We start from the raw sequence: 16027 nt of genomic DNA, 5'->3' as shown, positions 1-16027 counted from the left end.
GTATTTCATTAGCTTTACTTATGAATTACCAGGGGTGAGCGTAGAAGACAGGTGAGCGAGCGCATAATTTCAGACCTCATATTACCCCAGCGACGACTTTTGCAAGAGGTCTAATGATGAAATTTCAACTTAAATGGGTGTCCAGCGGTGCTTTGAGAATCTCCGAGTGGGATTAGCCCATTAGTCGATGCCGCGATCGCATCACCAGCTACTTCCTAATACATCCGATTCTTCATATAGCCGTTTCTTCGGGAATTCCGAAGATTTTAAGGAATCGGATGATATGCTCTTGACTGTCTGAGTGCTAAGTTGAGCTTTGGGGCACAAAGCAGAGACATATTTAGGTAAACCAAGGATGGAAATTTTGAAAAAATTACGTGTAGCGGTGATTATTTTGGTAATGATAGGCGGTTTCTTGCTCAATCCTGCTGACACGGGACTAACAAATACAATAGCTTCTGATAACGCGATTTATCAGGAACGGAGCAACCACAGCTCAGAAGGCATTGGCAAGTTTTACATGGGTCGAGAAATTGCTAAAGTGATGGGACATAAGGGAGCATTTTGGCTGGAACGACCGAGTCGAGAAGCTGAAGAGCGACCTTCTAAAGTGGTGAATGCCCTTGACTTGAAACCTACTGATATTGTGGCAGATATCGGAGCCGGGACGGGATACATGAGCTTTCGCATTGCTCCCCTCGTGTCACAAGGGAAGGTGCTGGCGGTGGATGTTCAGCCGGAGATGCTCGACATGATGAATTTTATGAAAAAAGAGGGAAATATTACGAATGTTGAGCCAAATTTAGCCACAATTAAAGACCCAAATCTGCTGACAGCAAGTGTCGATTTGGCGTTAATGGTGGATGCTTATCACGAATTTGAGTATCCCAGAGAAGTGATGGAAGCACTTGTGAAGGCGCTTAAACCAGGTGGACGTGTAGTTTTAGTTGAGTATCGCGGTGAAAATCCGTTTATTCTGATCAAAGCGCTGCACAAAATGACTCAAAAGCAAGTGCGTAAAGAAATGGCAGCAGTGGGTTTGCAATGGTTGGAAACAAAAAGCTTTTTACCTCAGCAGCATTTGATGGTATTTCAAAAGCTGGAGGGATAAGATAATTTTGGGCTGCTGCTATATTTGAGCACCCCAACCCCCCTTTTTAAGGGAAGCTAAAACCAATATTTTTCATTTCTAAACTAAAAAAACTTGATAAAAATCAGAATCTGTAAATAAAAAAGTATTTTTTTATTTAGAGCTTACCCAATATTGCCAAAGTCTTAAGAATTTTAGCCCCCCTTAAAAAGGGGGGTTGGGGGGATCGAGCTAGGAAGTTGCAAGCTTACGATTTTCTACCAAACTTCGTTTTTAAGTCGTTTAGTGTTGGTGATTTTTGTTGCATGCGATCGCTTGCCTTTTTCACACTACTTCCGCCACTCGCTTCGCCTGCTGATTTCATCGACAAACTAATGCGTTTCAACTGCCCGTTGACTTCCAGCACTCGCACTTTCACAACTTGTCCGACTTTGACAATTTGTTTTGGATCGTCTACAAATCGGTCAGAGAGTTGCGAAATATGCACCAAACCATCTTGGTGAACGCCGATATCGACAAACGCGCCAAAGTTAGCAACATTCGTCACAATCCCTTCCAGTTCCATGCCAATTTGGAGATCCTTGATTTCTTTGACTCCTTCCTTAAAAGTGGCATACTTAAACTCGGCGCGGGGATCTCTTCCCGGTTTTTCCAGTTCGCTGATAATATCGCGCAGCGTCGGTTCGCCGACGGTATCAGTGACGTATTTCTTCAAGTTGGTTGACTTAAGTTTTTCTGCAACTTGCGTAATTTGCTCCAATGGCACATTTAAATCTTTAGCGATCGCTTGTACAACCCCATAACTCTCAGGATGTACGGCTGTATTATCTAAAGGATTTTCGCCAGCGCGAATCCGCAAGAAACCAGCCGCCTGTTCAAAGGCTTTTGGTCCTAATTTTGGTACTTTCAGAAGTTCCCGGCGGTTTTTGAATGCACCTTGTTTGTTGCGATAGGTGATGATATTTTTGGCAACCGTTGGTGTCATCCCGGAAACAAAGGTCAGAAGTTCCTTCGAGGCGGTGTTCAAATCCACACCGACATAGTTCACGCAACTTTCTACCGTATCATCTAGCTTCGTTTTCAGTAATTTTTGATCGACATCGTGTTGGTACTGTCCGACGCCAATCGACTTGGGATCAATTTTGACCAGTTCGGCTAAGGGATCTTGCAAGCGACGACCGATGCTGATAGCACCGCGAACGGTAATATCAAGATCGGGAAATTCTGCGATCGCTACATCACTCGCAGAATAAATCGATGCTCCCGACTCATTCACCATGACTTTAATCGGTTTGCGATCCATCGTCTTGAGAATTTCTGCAACGAACTCATCCGTCTCTCGTCCGGCAGTGCCATTACCGATGGCTATCAGTTGAATATTGTACTTTTCAATCAATTTCTTGATAGTGCTGGCAGCCTTCAATCGCTGCTCGGCTGCTTGATGGGGAAAGACAGCCTGGTATTCTAAAAATTGCCCCGTCTCATCAAGAACGGCAACTTTGCACCCAGTCCGAAATCCCGGATCGATTGCCAGGGTTGGCTTCAATCCCGCTGGACTCGACAGCAGCAACTCCCGCAAATTACTTTCAAATGTCTTAATCGACTCGACATCTGCATAAGCTTTTCTATCAGCACGCACTTCGCTAATCAGGGAAGCTTTCATCAAACGGTTGAAGGCATCTTTGAGCATTCCCCGATAAAAGTCTCTCACTGCTGGGACTTTCGTTTGGATTTCCTGCGACTCCAAATAGGAAAGGACAACTTCTTCATCGAAGGACAGTTCTAAGTTCAACACTTCCTCCGTCTCCCCTCGCAGCAGTGCCAGAAAGTTGTGCGGCGCAATATTTTTCACCGAAGCCTGAAAATTTCGGTACATCTCAAATTTGGTGGAACCTTCGGGATGATCGTTTTTGATGCGCGAGACGAATACCCCTTCGTTCATCAAATAGTCGCGTAGATGCGATCGCACCTCAGCTTTTTCAGACACCGCCTCCGCCAGAATGTCAGAAGCACCTTTAAGCGCCTCCTCCAGCGTCTTCACTCCCTTTTCTTCAGAAATATACTTTGCCGCCTCTGACTCCAGAGATGCAGGCTGAGCAGTGCGATTGTTCAGCGACTTGATAAACTCTGCCAAGGGTTCCAGTCCTTTTTCCCTAGCGATGGTGGCACGTGTCCGTCGCTTCGTTTTGTAGGGTAGGTAAAGATCCTCTAGTTCGGTTTTTTGCACAGAGGATTCGATTTTAGCTTTCAGCTCATCGGTGAGTTTACCTTGGGATGCGATCGCTTCCAGAATCGCCGCCTTGCGCTCTTCCAGCTCCGTCAGGTAGGTAAATCGCTCCGACAGGTTGCGAAGCTGGATTTCGTCCATTGTGCCAGTACGCTCTTTCCGATAACGAGCAATAAAGGGAATCGTTGACCCCTCGGCGAAAAGTTCCAGCGCACTTTGCACCTGAGAAGGTTTGAGAGAAAGCTCTTGTGCCAGTAGTTGAGGAATGTTCAGCATCGGATGTGTTCAGCAGTTACGAATCAGACACTTCTGTGATGATCATCCTAAAACACCCATCCACGAATTATTTTTATCGCTTCCAGATTGACAGAAAACTAATTGTGTGTAGGCGCACCCTCGCTGCCAAGGAACATCAATGGGATATAGCCGTTCTCAGTTGGATGCAGTACATTTTTGACCTCTCTCCAAACCTCTGTCCTAGGAGGAGAGAGGCTTTGATTTAAGTCTTACTCCCCTTTCCTACTAGGGAAGGAGCTGGGGGTTAGGTTTGTCTTGGACTCAACTGCTTGCCCGCTATATTCTCACATGGGAGCTATCTGTCCATACTCTCACCGTCCATATTCTCACCCAATCGGGTGAACCACTTGGAGGAAGATAATAACCTTTAGGCAAAGTAACTCTAATAAATAGAGTTGGCGATTTTTGAGCGGTAAAATTACGTCATCTGACGCCGATAAAAATTACTTTTCATCTTAAGAATATGTTGCTAAATGATACTCTGCACCAATTACCCAAAGTTGAACTTCATCTTCATCTGGAGGGAGCAATTCCCCTCACAGCCCTTTGGCAACTTATAGAAAAGTATAATGCCGTTTCTTCGGTTGGTTCATTCTCCCAGATGGAGCAAAAATTTCAATACAAAGATTTTCAACATTTTATTGACACCTGGGTTTGGAAGAACAACTTTTTACGAGAATACGAAGATTTTACATTGATTGCTAGTAAAGTTGCTGAGGATTTAGCTTCTCAAAATATTATTTATGTGGAAGCTTTTTATTCTCCAGGCGATTTTATTAGGCATGGACTGGAACCCCAGAAACTCACAGAAGCAATTCGCAAAGGTTTGGATGTTCATGCCGATAAAATTACAGTGAATTTAGTAGCCGACCTGATTCGAGATTTCGGACCGGAACAGGGAATGACTTGGGTAAAACAGATTCACGAGGTAAAAAATCTTGGAGTCTTGGGAATTGGCATCGGTGGCTCGGAACAAACATTTCCTCCCGAACCCTACGAAGCGGTTTACGAGCAAGCGAGAAACTTGGGGTTTAAAACTTCTGCCCACGCGGGTGAAGCAGCAGGTTCTGAGAGTATCTGGGGAGCCATTCGCAGCTTAAAAGTGGATCGTATTGGGCATGGTGTACGTGCGATAGACGATCCAGAATTAGTATCCTTTTTGAAGTCAGAGCAAATCCCAATAGAGATGTGTCCTATCTCTAATTTGAGAACAGGAGTCGTTGCTGGCATTGAACTTCACCCGATTAAAAAATTATACGAGGAAGGACTGCTGATAACGGTTAATACTGACGATCCAAAAATGTTTAATTCGAGTTTAGGTTACGAGTATAAAATGTTGGTTGAAAAATTAGGATTTTCTTTGGATGATATTGTAAATTTGATTAAAAATGCCATCAAATCTTCTTGGTGTGATGACATAGAAAAAATGGAGCTACTTGGAAAAATTGAAACGGCACTGCCCTTAATCAATTCCTCATCTATTAAGATTTCTACAATTAAATAAAAAGTGAAGCCTCAATCTACCCTTTTTATTAGAAAAAAAGAAGCGATCGCTTCTTTTTTTCAGAGAGCGATCGCTTCTAATTAAAATTTGTTCTTGCGACAAAAGTTTGTCCAGTTGCAAAAGCAACACTTCAAGTATTTGTTCCTAAACTTCCCCTTCCTCGAAGTTTGGTTTATCAAACATTCCCTTCAGTTTCTACTGGCACTAAAATGTACTTTACCTGCTTATCAGGCCCCTTGACAATCTGAGGTTCAGATGGAGTGGCATCCTCAGATGCACCTTTCAATGCTTCTCCCGCACCTCTGACATTCTCGTTAACATTATCCGCTGCATCCTTGAGTACATCTACTGTACCTTTCACAGTCTCGTTAACATTCTCCGCTGTACCCTTAACTGTGCTAAGGGTATCTTTTACGGTGTAATTAACATCCTGGGTGACGCCCTTAACTTTATCCCCTACATCGATTACTGTGTCGTTAACGCTGACAGCTACGTTCTTTACACCATCACCTACGCTTCTTACAGTTTGGTTAACACCGTCAGCGGCATTTTTGACTGCATTTCCTGCATTTCTTACAGTCTGGTTTACCCGATCAACGGCACCCTTATTCGCCATAGCGCCAGCTATCGCACCCACCGTAGCACCAATGAATGCTCCAATCGCTATTTTAGTCAAGGCATTATTCATGCCTGTGTCTGCTGGAGGAGCATCATATTCGTGTGGGATTTGTTCAACAAATATTTCATCTTCACCCAAAACTTTGTCATTATCAATCATAAAAATCGTCTCCTTTCTACTTAAATAGATACTGATGATAGCCGCTTGCTTAAATAGGCAAAAAGCGATATTCTCCTAACCTAAGCAAATGCGGAAATATCCTTTGCTAACGCTTAGTTCAAACCCAACTAATTACAATTTTATTCTAATTTGCAAGGGTTGTTTTTCAGGGACAATTGATAAAGGTTAGGAGTCATGAATTATGAGTTATCAATTTCCAACTCTTAACTCCTAACTCCTAACCCTTCTATCAATCATTCGCAGTCATCAAGACTTGCTTCTAAATGTCAGCAGTATCTTCATAACGTTGGAAACCAGAAGCTTCCCCTTCTTGGAGATAGGTTGCATTAGGATCTAGTGAGGTTTCAGTCTCTGAAAACCTATTTCGATTAACCACATCTTCCTCATCTGGGCCGGAAATATATGCTGTCTGCATATCCATGTCCCTTTCCATGCCGATGTTCGCAGTTGTCGTGACCTGCGGCGTACTGATCACCGGATGCTCTTTCGCTACCTTGACGTTCTGCTCGTAAGATGGCTTGATATCCTCAGCGGCATCCTGAACTGCGTCCAATCCACTGATTGCAGATTGCTTGGCATCCTCAGTTTTATCCTGTAGCTGGTCTGCGGCACCTGCTACAACTTGCTTAGCATTTGAAGCTGTACCCTTTACTGCGTCCAATGTACCTACTACAGCCTGGCTAACACCTTCAGCGGTATCTTGTAATGTGCCTACTACAGCGTAGTTAACGCCTTCAGCTACACTCTTAACCGCTTCGCCAACACCTTTGGCTGTCTGACCAACACCGCCAGCTACAGTCTTTGCTGCTTCGCCAACACCTTTTGCAGTCTGGTTAACACCGCCAGCAATAGTCTTTGTCGCATCGCCAACACCTTTTGCAGCGTGTTTCACACCCTCAGATGTTCTCCTACCAGCTACCAGACCGGCTAGTGTCCCTAAGGTAGCACCGATGAGTCCTCCCATCAGCGCTCTAGATAAGGCTGGATTCATGCTGCTAGATTGTTGTCCAGCATTCATACTGCCGGATTGTTGCCGAGCATTGATGTCGGTGGGTTGTTGCCGAGCATTGATGTCGGTGGGTTGTTGCCGAGCATTGATGTCGGTGGGTTGTTGCCGAGCAACAGATTGAGATGTAATCGTAGGGCTGTTTTCTGCTCTTGCTATTCCACTAGGTTGAGTTGTGCTTTCTGTACGAATATAAGGTTGAGCTGTCTCGCTAGAGCCAGCATTTTCGTCACGTCTCTCGAAATTTGGCGTATTATTAGTCATCATTGTCTCTTTTGCCCCCAAGCATCTAAATATCGTTTTGCTGTAGCTCGTTATCTATTGCAACTCTAACGAGCCTCAATAAGGATTTAACTGAGCTAAAGGCAGACATGACTCAACACCTATTGCATCTGTAGTTGTAGATATGGAATCCCAATCATCGTATATGGCTATACCTTGCTGGGTATTTAAGGATGTCTCCCTTGAGGTCGGTGTAAGTCTATACGCGCGATCGCTAAATTAGCAGTAGCAGTGACTTCAGATCGTTAAGCCGTTTTGGTAGGCAGGAGACGGGGCATTATGACACAGAGCAATCAGCCTTTTGATCGGCATGACGAAAATACTGACCGGATTCCGGCACAGTCCAGCGTTCCTCCAGCAGACACTAGCGGAGATGGCGGTGATGCTGCGTCAGATGCAGCGAATGAAGAGACTGACGCGGCTACAGAAGAGTCTGGTGTTCAGCCAACAGGCACCCGCAGGCGTGTGGCGAATGCTGCTTTAGCTGGAGCAACCTTTGGTGCTGTAGTCAGTGCAGCTGCTGCGGCGTTTACTGGTAAAAGTGTAGGTGAGGGTATTAAAGCGATTGTTGAAGGTGCTGCGGATTTAGTAATAAAAGGTGCTGCTGCGGGTGTTCACCCTACGATTGAAGGTGCAATCGACAGCCTTAAAGGCGCTGCTACGGGTGTTCACCCTACGATTGAAGACCCCTGGGATACGCATAAAGGTCCTGTGCCTGTTCACCCTACTATTCCTATTGAATATGGCAGCGACACGCTTCAAAGTCCTGCTGCGATTGTTCAACCTCCGATTGAAGATGCCAGGGACACACTTCAAAGTCCTGCTGTGATTGTTCAACCTCCGATTGAATATGGCAGCGACACGCTTCAAAGTCCTGCTGAGCCTGTTAAAACCCCTGTATCTCCCGTTGATGCTATCCCCCAATTAAATCCGCCCCCTGCCGCTAGTGCAACTGCCGCTAGTGCAACTGCCACTGGTGCAACGGGTAGTGTTGCGAATGATGTAATGAACAGCTCTGCTTTAGTGCAACTGTTGCTGAATCAGGTAGGTAGTGAACTAGCAATGAGTTTCTACGAGCAACTACCAGCAATTGTCCTGGCTGAAATTCAACGGTTAAGCACCAACCCCACTCCGGAAGAGCAGCAGCGAATCAGAGACAGCTGGACAAAAGCTTTAGAACCCATCGCTATTGCGATTATCCAATCGGGGCAATTATTCAAATCCAATGCTTTGTATCCAACAAATAATTATCCAACAAACAATGGGTATCAGAAGTATACTCATTCAACTGGAGACAAGTTGAATTAATAAATTTATCAATTTGAGGATTTTTGATACAAATATTGATAGTAAAGTTTTACTATCAATAAAAATTTAAGTTGGAATGCGGCAAAGAAACCCAACTCGATTAAGCATTGGTTGGGTTTCTTGGTTGTTGGGTTTAACCTACTGTTATTGAGAATGCGATCGCTTACTTTTAGCGGTTGCCTTTCTTAGCGTTTTAAACAGTTTGTAGGTGCTTGTTTCAGTTGATTGTGGCGATAAAAACCATTTAAGTTAAGCAAAGCAGAACGATAGCGAACTTTTCTGACATTGTTGCTGCCAGGGCTATTCAGCCTGCCAATTACAGTAGCTCTCGCAACTTTCAAGTAACCCTGATTGTCCCAATTAACTAACCGGGTGCCTGATGAGTTTGGCGGTATATTTTGCCGACCAATATCTCCGACAATTTCTATCGCTTCGCCGCTAACAGTTCTCTTATTAACTACACCGCTAACACAAGCGGTTACTTCGCCCAAATTTTTGGTATCGTAAAGGTCTCCGACTAGGCGATTTCCTTTCTTCCCAAATACATAACAATGCCCTAAATCTACACCCTGTTGGTTCCCGGTGCCTGAGGGAGGTTTGCTACAAAAGGTGTAGTTACCATTCGATAGGCTTTGAATAGATTGAACTGGGGTTGGGGTTGGGGTCGAAGTTGGGGTGCTGGATGCGATCGCTGTAATTTTTAACGGTGTAGCTGCCCAACGTTCATTAGGATAGATTTCTTTTACTTCACCACTGAATGTAATTGCTTTTCCTTCTGCCTTGAAACTATCAGGAAGATTACAAGTTGCATATCTTATACCATTCTGTCCTTCAGTTACGATGACATAAGTTTCACCAACCAGTGTCACTTTACCCTTTTTGTCTTTCACAGTTTCTACGGTTTTTCTATCGTCATAGGTACATGTAGAAGAAAGCTGTGCCAATTTGGAGGGTGATGTCTGTGATACAGTTAGTCGCTGGGTTGATTCTGAAGATTGGGCGATCGCTAGGACGTGTTTCCCAGAGGTGATTGTTCCCAAAAGGGTGAGGAATAAGCTAAAAAATAAAATTGATTTCCGGCTATTACTCATTTTGATTGTTCTCGGTAAACTAATTGTATACAACACCAATGTAGAAAGCGTTTCCGAAAACTCTGAGTTGATTATGTGTCAGTATTTGAACTGACATAGGAAGGCTGGCGAAGCTGCGAATTCTATTTGCTAAGATTATTCTCTTTCATCCTTACTCGTACATCTGTTTATGGTTTGCTAAAAGCTGTAAATATTTCTCATTTATCTTTGCTTGCATCCATTTCTCTTTAAAGATTGCGGCTGATTCAGCTTTCACCGGATCTACTTCATTGGGTAAAATATCTTTCCTTGCTTGAAGCTGTGATTCTTTAGAGGTTTCTTTTTGAGGATTTGACTTAAATTTTCTGCCGCTTTTATGATTGGCATATCTGCGCGATCGCGTATAACCCATTTGTAAAAACTTCCGTGCCATATCCGCGCCAACAAAATCATCTTGTTCTAGGTAATCCAGAAACATCTGGTAAATTTTTTCGCTCGATTCTCTGGCAATCTCTGGAGTTTTAAAGCGCCAGTAGGGAAGAATTTCTGATTTGTAGGGTTCTACCAAAAGCACCCCCTGCTCGCCCTTACCCACTCGATAAAGTTCGGGAGAAGAGCGAAAATCGATTGCCTTAAAATCTAAAGTGTAATCAAAGGGCATGATAATTTTTATTTTGAATAATAGACTTAAAGAAAAAAGTCTTGCTTCTATCGAAAGTAACGAAAGGAGTCTTTTCTGTCATGCTATCCAGCCCCCAATCCGTCAACACTGCCCTTTCCGCAGGGGATCTGCGGCGAGTCCACCACATTGCCTTGAACGTCCACGATCTGCAAGCTTCCCGGCACTTTTACGGGGGTATCCTGGGTTTGTACGAACTGACGGGTGAAGAAGTGCCGACCACATTGCGATCGCTTGTAGCATCAGGCAAAGTTACCAATTTCGTCACCCCCGATGGTACCGTCCTCGACTTGTTTTGGGAGCCGGATTTGCCACCCCCAGACAATGACCCGCATCGCGCTTTTACCCGCGTCAATCACCTCGCCTTTGACATCGACCCGCAGTTGTTCGAGCGGGCGGTCGAGGTGCTAAAACAAAATCAAGTGCCCATCGATCACGGCCCTGTCAGCCGTCCCACCGGACGAGGCATTTACTTTTACGACCCGGATGGATTCCTGATTGAAATTCGCTGCGATCCAGCAGAAACTAAAAGGGAAAGTATCTAGTGGAGCGTGCAACCAGTGCAGCTAATTAAGGTGATGGAAGAGGCGTTAAACAAGCCTCCGATTCAATATGAACCACACAAGCACACGCTGAAAGCTTGGGCGATGTATTGTCTGAGAGACCGAGGATTTAAAGTGGTTTATGCGGAAAAAGCCGATTTTGCTGTTGAAACTCGTGGCGGCGAGAAGCTCTATTTTAAAGTGGCAAATAGTTCAGAGAATTTAGACGGGAAATCTGGCTGGATAGTATTGGATAGCTCAACGAATAACGTCAGCATAACTGCACCTCAACAATAAGTAAGCGGATGCAATTAAATTGAAGATGTTCGTAGGTTGGGGAGCCACTTGCGTGCGGGGGGTTCCCCCGCACGCAAGTGGTGTTTGACTTGGGAAACCCAACCCCTGCATAGATTTCGCTATCGCTTACCCATCCTATACATCACTAATTTCACTTAGCTTAAGTTGTCCTGATTGTATTGAGATTTACTGCCTTCTCCTGGCGAGAGGAACTACCTTATCTACATCTTGTGTGTAATCAACGACCAAGACACTAAAACACCAAGGCAACAGGCGATCGCTTCTAGAAAAATCTACCTTCGTAGGGAGGTTGAAGGCTAGGCGATCGCTGAGCATAGTATCAGGACTTTAAAATTTTCTATTGTGTCAATTTAAGGAAAAAAACCATGATGGGAACGCTTTTTACCTGGGTAGCTACAGCTCTTAGCCTACTAATTGTTGATTTACTTGTTCCAGGTGTTAATATTGCTACATTTCCTGCTGCTTTAATTGCTGCTGTAGCGATTGGCTTAGTCAATGCTGGAGTTAAGCCGACTCTATCTTTACTATCTATGCCGCTTAACTTTGTCAGCTTAGGAACATTTTCGCTCGTCGTTAACGGGATATGTTTCTGGTTGGCTTCAATTTTGGTTCCCGGATTTAGTATGCATGGGATTTTAGCTTTTCTGTTGGCACCCGTCGTTCTATCTTTTGCAAATACTTTCATCAGCAAATATTTTGCTGAGAGAAATGCGGGTGTACTAACCGGCAGCAGTAGTGACTTGAAAACTCAAGGTTAATCTCTATCCAGAGAAGTAAAATTGATAGGGATTAAAAAAAGGAGGAAAGCTAGATGCTATTCCTCCTTTTTTAGTTTGCAAGCTAGAAAGATGAATGCAGTTTTGTATACCATCTATCCAAACGAAGATAATTCGTTAGGGGGAGGTCTTCAATTACTTGATTTAGGACAATAAGACTAATAAGAGTTTAAATAAGAAAGTTGAAGTAGTCTCATGAAATTACTCCGGATTCTGGCTGGTCTTCTCGTGCCTCCTTTAGGCATTTTTCTGACAGTTGGTGTTGGCCCAACTTTATTCATCAACATTTTGCTTACGGTTCTGGGTTGGCTTCCCGGTAGTATTCATGCGGTTTGGGTAATCGTGAAGCACGAAGAAAGAATGGCTGGAGGAGAAAACGTATACTAAGCCAAGGTTAGTTAGACGCTTCTATCCCTTGTAGCGGTAGTGGTGGGAGTAGAAGTCTTTCTTGAGTGCTGGTTGCGTGTTAAAACCCTACTGCAAGTTTAAAAATTGAGTTTAAAAAACAGAACCAGCTAAGTCTTAGCTGGTTCTGTTTTAATTAATGGTGAGAATCTTTAGGAGTCCCTGATTTACTCACGGGTTCTTTTTCGCGAATTGCATCTGCTGCTGTTCGTAACAACTCACTCAAGATTTGACGTACCTGACGTTCTTTCTTAGCGATCGCTACCCCAGCATCACCCAGTTTTTCTTCAACCTGCGATCGCTTTTGTTCTACCTGCTGAACCATTATTTCAGCTTGAGGGCGAGAACGGTCGTACCAGTGCTTCGCTTCGTCCAGGTACCCCTTCACGTCCTCGGCGCGTCCCCCGTAACGTGCAGCCAAATTCGCTCGGAGAATCGCTAGTTGAGCTTGTAGTTGAGCATAACGCTCTTTCAGCGATGCGACCTCGTCGCTATTTTTGAGATTATTAATCGCAGACTCCAGAGCAGTTTTGGTAGAAGGCGAGGTATCTTTACCAGATTCTTCGATGTCTACTAGCAGCTTATCAATTTCTTGCTGGAGTTCATTTTCTTCGTTGTCCAGTTGAGCTTGTAGCTGTTTAACCTCTGCTTGCGTTTTCGCAATATTTCGATGTCTTAGATGGCTAAAGCCTTCAACCGCTCCCTCAATCGTAGCCGTGACTTCTTCTTTGAGTTCGCCACCTTTATCTTGCAAGTTTTCCAGAACCACAGAAACCGCATCTTTAACAATTGAGCGAAGTTCGGTGGAACCTTCCTTAAACTCCGAACCCACCTGAGAGACAGCAGATTGAACAATTTCCCGAATCCGCTCTGCTCTGAGCTGTCCTGTTTCTTTAGCTTGATGGAGATCGGTTGTAATTTGTTCTTTGATTTTATTATTAGGCATTTTCTTCCCCGGTTTGTAGTAGTTGATTTAGATGAAGCTTTAATTAAACTACTTGTACAAGCTTTCCAGCAAAAAAGAGGTTATAATCCGCTTCTTCTATCTTGGCGCGATCGCTTCGAAATCGGTACTTCCTTTAGGTAGAAAACTTCTAATTCTGTATTCGCTAACTAGCGAGCGGGAAAGCAGCAGCGATCGCCCAACCGAAAAACAACGCACTCCCCAGTGCATAACTCCACACATTATTAAGTTGGCTGCCAGCAAAGGAGAAAATACCCATCGCTAGCGGAAATAGCGGCAGCAACAGGTAGATAAAACCAAGTTGCGGAACCAAGTACACCGCCAAAATAAAGCCGCCTACTAGCAGCACGCTTTGCCACAACCACCACGCCATCCGCGAGAGTACCCCAGCATCCTGTTGCGCCACTCCCGACGCTAGAAACCAAGGAAGGCAAGCCAACGACAGCAAAGGCCAAAGCTTCAGACGTGCTGGAATTAGCCACCATTGCAGCCACACCGACTGTGCCATTGCCCCAAAACCCACCCAAAGCAGTACAAACAGCCCTAAGCCTATCCCCAGCGCCCTGAGTGTAGGACGTTGTAGGCGCAAGAGAATCCCCAGCCAGACGACGCCTGCCACAAAGAACCAAATTCCGATTGCACCGCCGACGAGGACGCCACCCAAGCTGTCAATTTCCCCTATACGACTCAGCAATAGGAGTGAAGCGCTGGCAAGGAAGGGAGCTAAAAGCGAACCTAGCAAGCTTTGTAGCGGATGCACCTTTGCCTTAGGTGTAGTCGCCGGGTCAGCAACAGCAGGGGCAACGGCGAAAAGGAACAACAGCCATGCCAACAAATGCAAGGCATACCAAGCCATCCGACGGTCACTATAGTTACTGCTACTCTGAATTCTGAAGGTAGCATCGAGCCACGTTCGGGCAGCTTGGTGGCTGATATTGCGGAGGAGAATGGTGATGTGTTCGGCGTTCGGGATGATAACGAGCGATCGCGCCCTTCCCCCAGCAAAGTTATCGTTTTCTCCTCCTGCCGCCGCCAGCAACCGCTGGGCATTCGTCACAAATCCACCTTCCCAACTCCCGGCTTGTAGCTGAAGATTGCGCGGGATAGAAGGCGTCACTCCCGCACCCGTTGGCGAGACGGCAACCGTTGCCGCAAAGCGGTCGGGATTGCGGATACCCGCCGACATCACCGCACCACTCCCCATTGAGTGCCCCAGCAGCGCCAAGCGGCTAGGATCGACCTCTGGTTGCTCCAACAGGGCAGCATAAGCCACATTCAGGTCTTGCTGAAGTGAATCGCGCTCTAGGGGTGCTGGATTCGCGCCATGTCCGCCGAAATCCCACAACATCACGGCATACCCCGCGTGCGCCAAAACGTGCGCGTAGCCCAGCATTAATTGCTTAGAACCCGCATAGCCGTGCGCCACCAGCACACCGGGTATTTTCTCAGAACCCTGTTCAAAACCCTCTGGTGCGACGTACAGCATCGGCAACCCTTTATCTGAGAATGTATCTGAGAATGTTCGCGTCACCAATCCAGTCCGTGCCGCCGCTACCCCCCACCAGGAAAGTGCAATCAGTAACAGCGCCACAATTAGCGAAAATAAGCGCTTGCGAGTCATATCAATCCTTAACTCCGGAGTTAGGCTTAGGGTGATAACCCTTGATATGATGCATCAGATTGCGTCAGAGCAACTCAGAGTTTTCGCGATCGCACACCCCCAATATCAATGGAGACTGAAGTTATGTGGCTGGTAACGATTAGCTGTTCGGGCGATGCTTGGAAACGCAATGGGACTACCTGTAAAGCGATCGCAGACAAGTATCAAAGCACTTGTATCTCTTCCAAAAAAACGCCAGATGGTCAGCGCTTCATGGAATACAAGGTTGAAGAGGTCGGAGACGCCGAATCTTTCCAAGACGAGTGTTTAAGTCTTGAAGGATTCACCGCTTCCTTTGAGGCACTTTGACATCAGGCACTTTGACCTCGGTGCTTTTGGTCGCTTGTCCAGAATCATTCCCCCAATTCCTACCCGCCGCTTAAGCTTCAAATTAGGAAGTCAAGAAAGAAGCCCAAGCTTATGTTTAAAGTCATCACCTATGAATTTTCCCAAGAGTTTGAAAGATGGACGGACGCATTAAATACAGCTAAGTCGCTGCAACCAAAATGCAAAGGTCTGTTTCAAGATATCCGCATTTTTGACGGAAAAGAACTGGTATGGGTGTACAGCCGTTCTCATACTTATCCTCAATTTGTTGGCCCTGGCACCTATAACAGATTGGCACGCTTATTTCTTCAGGAAGCGATAGAAGACGAAGAAGTTGAGGGAGAAGACACCGATTCATAAAATAGCGGATTCTCAGTGGTGATTAATTTAATAAAAACCGAGGAAAAGTCCCTTGAGGAAGCTACTAACCGTCTTACTTCTAACTTTCACCGTGCTAATTGCTTTTAGCGTTCCAGCTTTAGCCGCAGATACTGCTAACGGTGCCAAAATCTTTAGCGTCCAGTGTGCAGGCTGTCATCTCAACGGCGGCAATATTATCAGACGCGGGAAGAATCTGAAACTCAAGGCATTAAAACGAAATGACATGGATAACGTGGATGCGATCGCATCCATCGTCGCCAACGGCAAAAACAATATGTCGGCATACAAAGACCGCCTCAGCGAACAAGAAATCCAAGCTGTTTCTGCTTACGTGCTAGAACAAGCTGAAAAAGACTGGCGTTCCTAACAAGTTGCTGGTTACTGACACCTGA

Annotated in this window: 17 protein-coding genes; 10 read left to right on the top strand and 7 right to left on the bottom strand. The window is 45.3% G+C overall.

Annotated features, from left to right (window positions below):
* The first annotated feature begins 355 nt into the window (after window positions 1-355).
* Complete coding sequence (locus tag NC996_RS22635) at window positions 356-1111, top strand: class I SAM-dependent methyltransferase (protein ID WP_190687119.1); 756 nt, start codon at window positions 356-358, stop codon at window positions 1109-1111.
* A gap of 226 nt (window positions 1112-1337) precedes the next feature.
* Here the strand turns inward: NC996_RS22635 and NC996_RS22630 are convergent, their stop codons facing one another.
* The gene (locus tag NC996_RS22630; protein ID WP_190687116.1) at window positions 1338-3593 is read right to left on the bottom strand and encodes a Tex family protein; all 2256 of its coding nucleotides are present in this window, start codon (window positions 3591-3593) and stop codon (window positions 1338-1340) included.
* A 484-nt stretch (window positions 3594-4077) separates the two neighbouring features.
* Here NC996_RS22630 and add point away from each other — a divergent pair, with 484 nt between their 5' ends.
* Window positions 4078-5118, top strand: coding sequence for an adenosine deaminase (gene add, locus NC996_RS22625; protein WP_190687114.1), 1041 nt, complete (start codon window positions 4078-4080; stop codon window positions 5116-5118).
* A gap of 175 nt (window positions 5119-5293) precedes the next feature.
* Here add and NC996_RS22620 read toward each other — a convergent pair whose 3' ends face one another.
* A complete protein-coding gene (locus tag NC996_RS22620; protein ID WP_190439025.1) occupies window positions 5294-5896 on the bottom strand; it encodes a hypothetical protein in 603 nt (200 codons plus the stop codon).
* Between the two features lie 280 nt (window positions 5897-6176).
* A complete protein-coding gene (locus tag NC996_RS22615; protein WP_190675337.1) occupies window positions 6177-7190 on the bottom strand; it encodes a hypothetical protein in 1014 nt (337 codons plus the stop codon).
* 294 nt (window positions 7191-7484) lie between these two features.
* On the opposite strand from NC996_RS22615, the gene NC996_RS22610 reads away from it, so the two are divergent.
* A complete protein-coding gene (locus NC996_RS22610; RefSeq protein WP_190687111.1) occupies window positions 7485-8513 on the top strand; it encodes a hypothetical protein in 1029 nt (342 codons plus the stop codon).
* A gap of 185 nt (window positions 8514-8698) precedes the next feature.
* Here the strand turns inward: NC996_RS22610 and NC996_RS22605 are convergent, their stop codons facing one another.
* Together NC996_RS22605 and NC996_RS22600 are read right to left on the bottom strand one after the other, a co-directional pair.
* Entirely contained in the window at window positions 8699-9604 is a 906-nt protein-coding gene (locus NC996_RS22605) for a hypothetical protein (RefSeq protein WP_190687108.1), read from the bottom strand.
* A 151-nt stretch (window positions 9605-9755) separates the two neighbouring features.
* The gene (locus tag NC996_RS22600; RefSeq protein WP_190675333.1) at window positions 9756-10244 is read right to left on the bottom strand and encodes a DUF4385 domain-containing protein; all 489 of its coding nucleotides are present in this window, start codon (window positions 10242-10244) and stop codon (window positions 9756-9758) included.
* Window positions 10245-10324: 80 nt separating this feature from the next.
* Between NC996_RS22600 and NC996_RS22595 the strand changes: the two genes are divergently transcribed.
* The 4 genes from NC996_RS22595 to NC996_RS22580 all read left to right on the top strand — a co-directional run bounded on the left by NC996_RS22595 (window position 10325) and on the right by NC996_RS22580 (window position 12285).
* A complete protein-coding gene (locus NC996_RS22595; RefSeq protein WP_190687105.1) occupies window positions 10325-10807 on the top strand; it encodes a VOC family protein in 483 nt (160 codons plus the stop codon).
* A gap of 15 nt (window positions 10808-10822) precedes the next feature.
* Window positions 10823-11101: a hypothetical protein gene (locus tag NC996_RS22590; protein WP_190410088.1), complete on the top strand. Its 279-nt coding sequence runs from the start codon at window positions 10823-10825 to the stop codon at window positions 11099-11101.
* 386 nt (window positions 11102-11487) lie between these two features.
* Window positions 11488-11880, top strand: a complete 393-nt coding sequence (locus NC996_RS22585) for a phage holin family protein (protein ID WP_190410086.1) — start codon at window positions 11488-11490, stop codon at window positions 11878-11880.
* A gap of 213 nt (window positions 11881-12093) precedes the next feature.
* On the top strand, window positions 12094-12285 hold the full coding sequence (locus NC996_RS22580; protein WP_190410085.1) for a YqaE/Pmp3 family membrane protein: 192 nt from the start codon (window positions 12094-12096) through the stop codon (window positions 12283-12285).
* Between the two features lie 154 nt (window positions 12286-12439).
* Here the strand turns inward: NC996_RS22580 and NC996_RS22575 are convergent, their stop codons facing one another.
* Window positions 12440-13249, bottom strand: coding sequence for a histidine kinase (locus tag NC996_RS22575; RefSeq protein ID WP_190410084.1), 810 nt, complete (start codon window positions 13247-13249; stop codon window positions 12440-12442).
* A gap of 163 nt (window positions 13250-13412) precedes the next feature.
* The gene (locus NC996_RS22570) at window positions 13413-14888 is read right to left on the bottom strand and encodes an alpha/beta fold hydrolase (RefSeq protein WP_190687102.1); all 1476 of its coding nucleotides are present in this window, start codon (window positions 14886-14888) and stop codon (window positions 13413-13415) included.
* A gap of 123 nt (window positions 14889-15011) precedes the next feature.
* Between NC996_RS22570 and NC996_RS22565 the strand changes: the two genes are divergently transcribed.
* The 3 genes from NC996_RS22565 to petJ all read left to right on the top strand — a co-directional run bounded on the left by NC996_RS22565 (window position 15012) and on the right by petJ (window position 16002).
* Window positions 15012-15236, top strand: coding sequence for a hypothetical protein (locus NC996_RS22565; protein WP_190687123.1), 225 nt, complete (start codon window positions 15012-15014; stop codon window positions 15234-15236).
* Between the two features lie 111 nt (window positions 15237-15347).
* Window positions 15348-15614 (top strand): hypothetical protein, encoded by a 267-nt coding sequence (locus NC996_RS22560; RefSeq protein ID WP_190687100.1) that lies wholly within the window; start codon window positions 15348-15350, stop codon window positions 15612-15614.
* A 52-nt stretch (window positions 15615-15666) separates the two neighbouring features.
* Window positions 15667-16002: a cytochrome c6 PetJ gene (gene petJ / locus NC996_RS22555; protein WP_190687096.1), complete on the top strand. Its 336-nt coding sequence runs from the start codon at window positions 15667-15669 to the stop codon at window positions 16000-16002.
* The last annotated feature ends 25 nt before the right edge of the window (window positions 16003-16027 follow it).

Origin of the sequence: Trichocoleus sp. ST-U2 (genome assembly GCF_039961875.1) — a bacterium.
GTDB lineage: Bacteria > Cyanobacteriota > Cyanobacteriia > Cyanobacteriales > FACHB-T130 > FACHB-T130.
The sequence above is the reverse complement of the archived record's forward strand: the minus strand, read 5'-3'. Positions and strand labels throughout refer to the sequence as shown.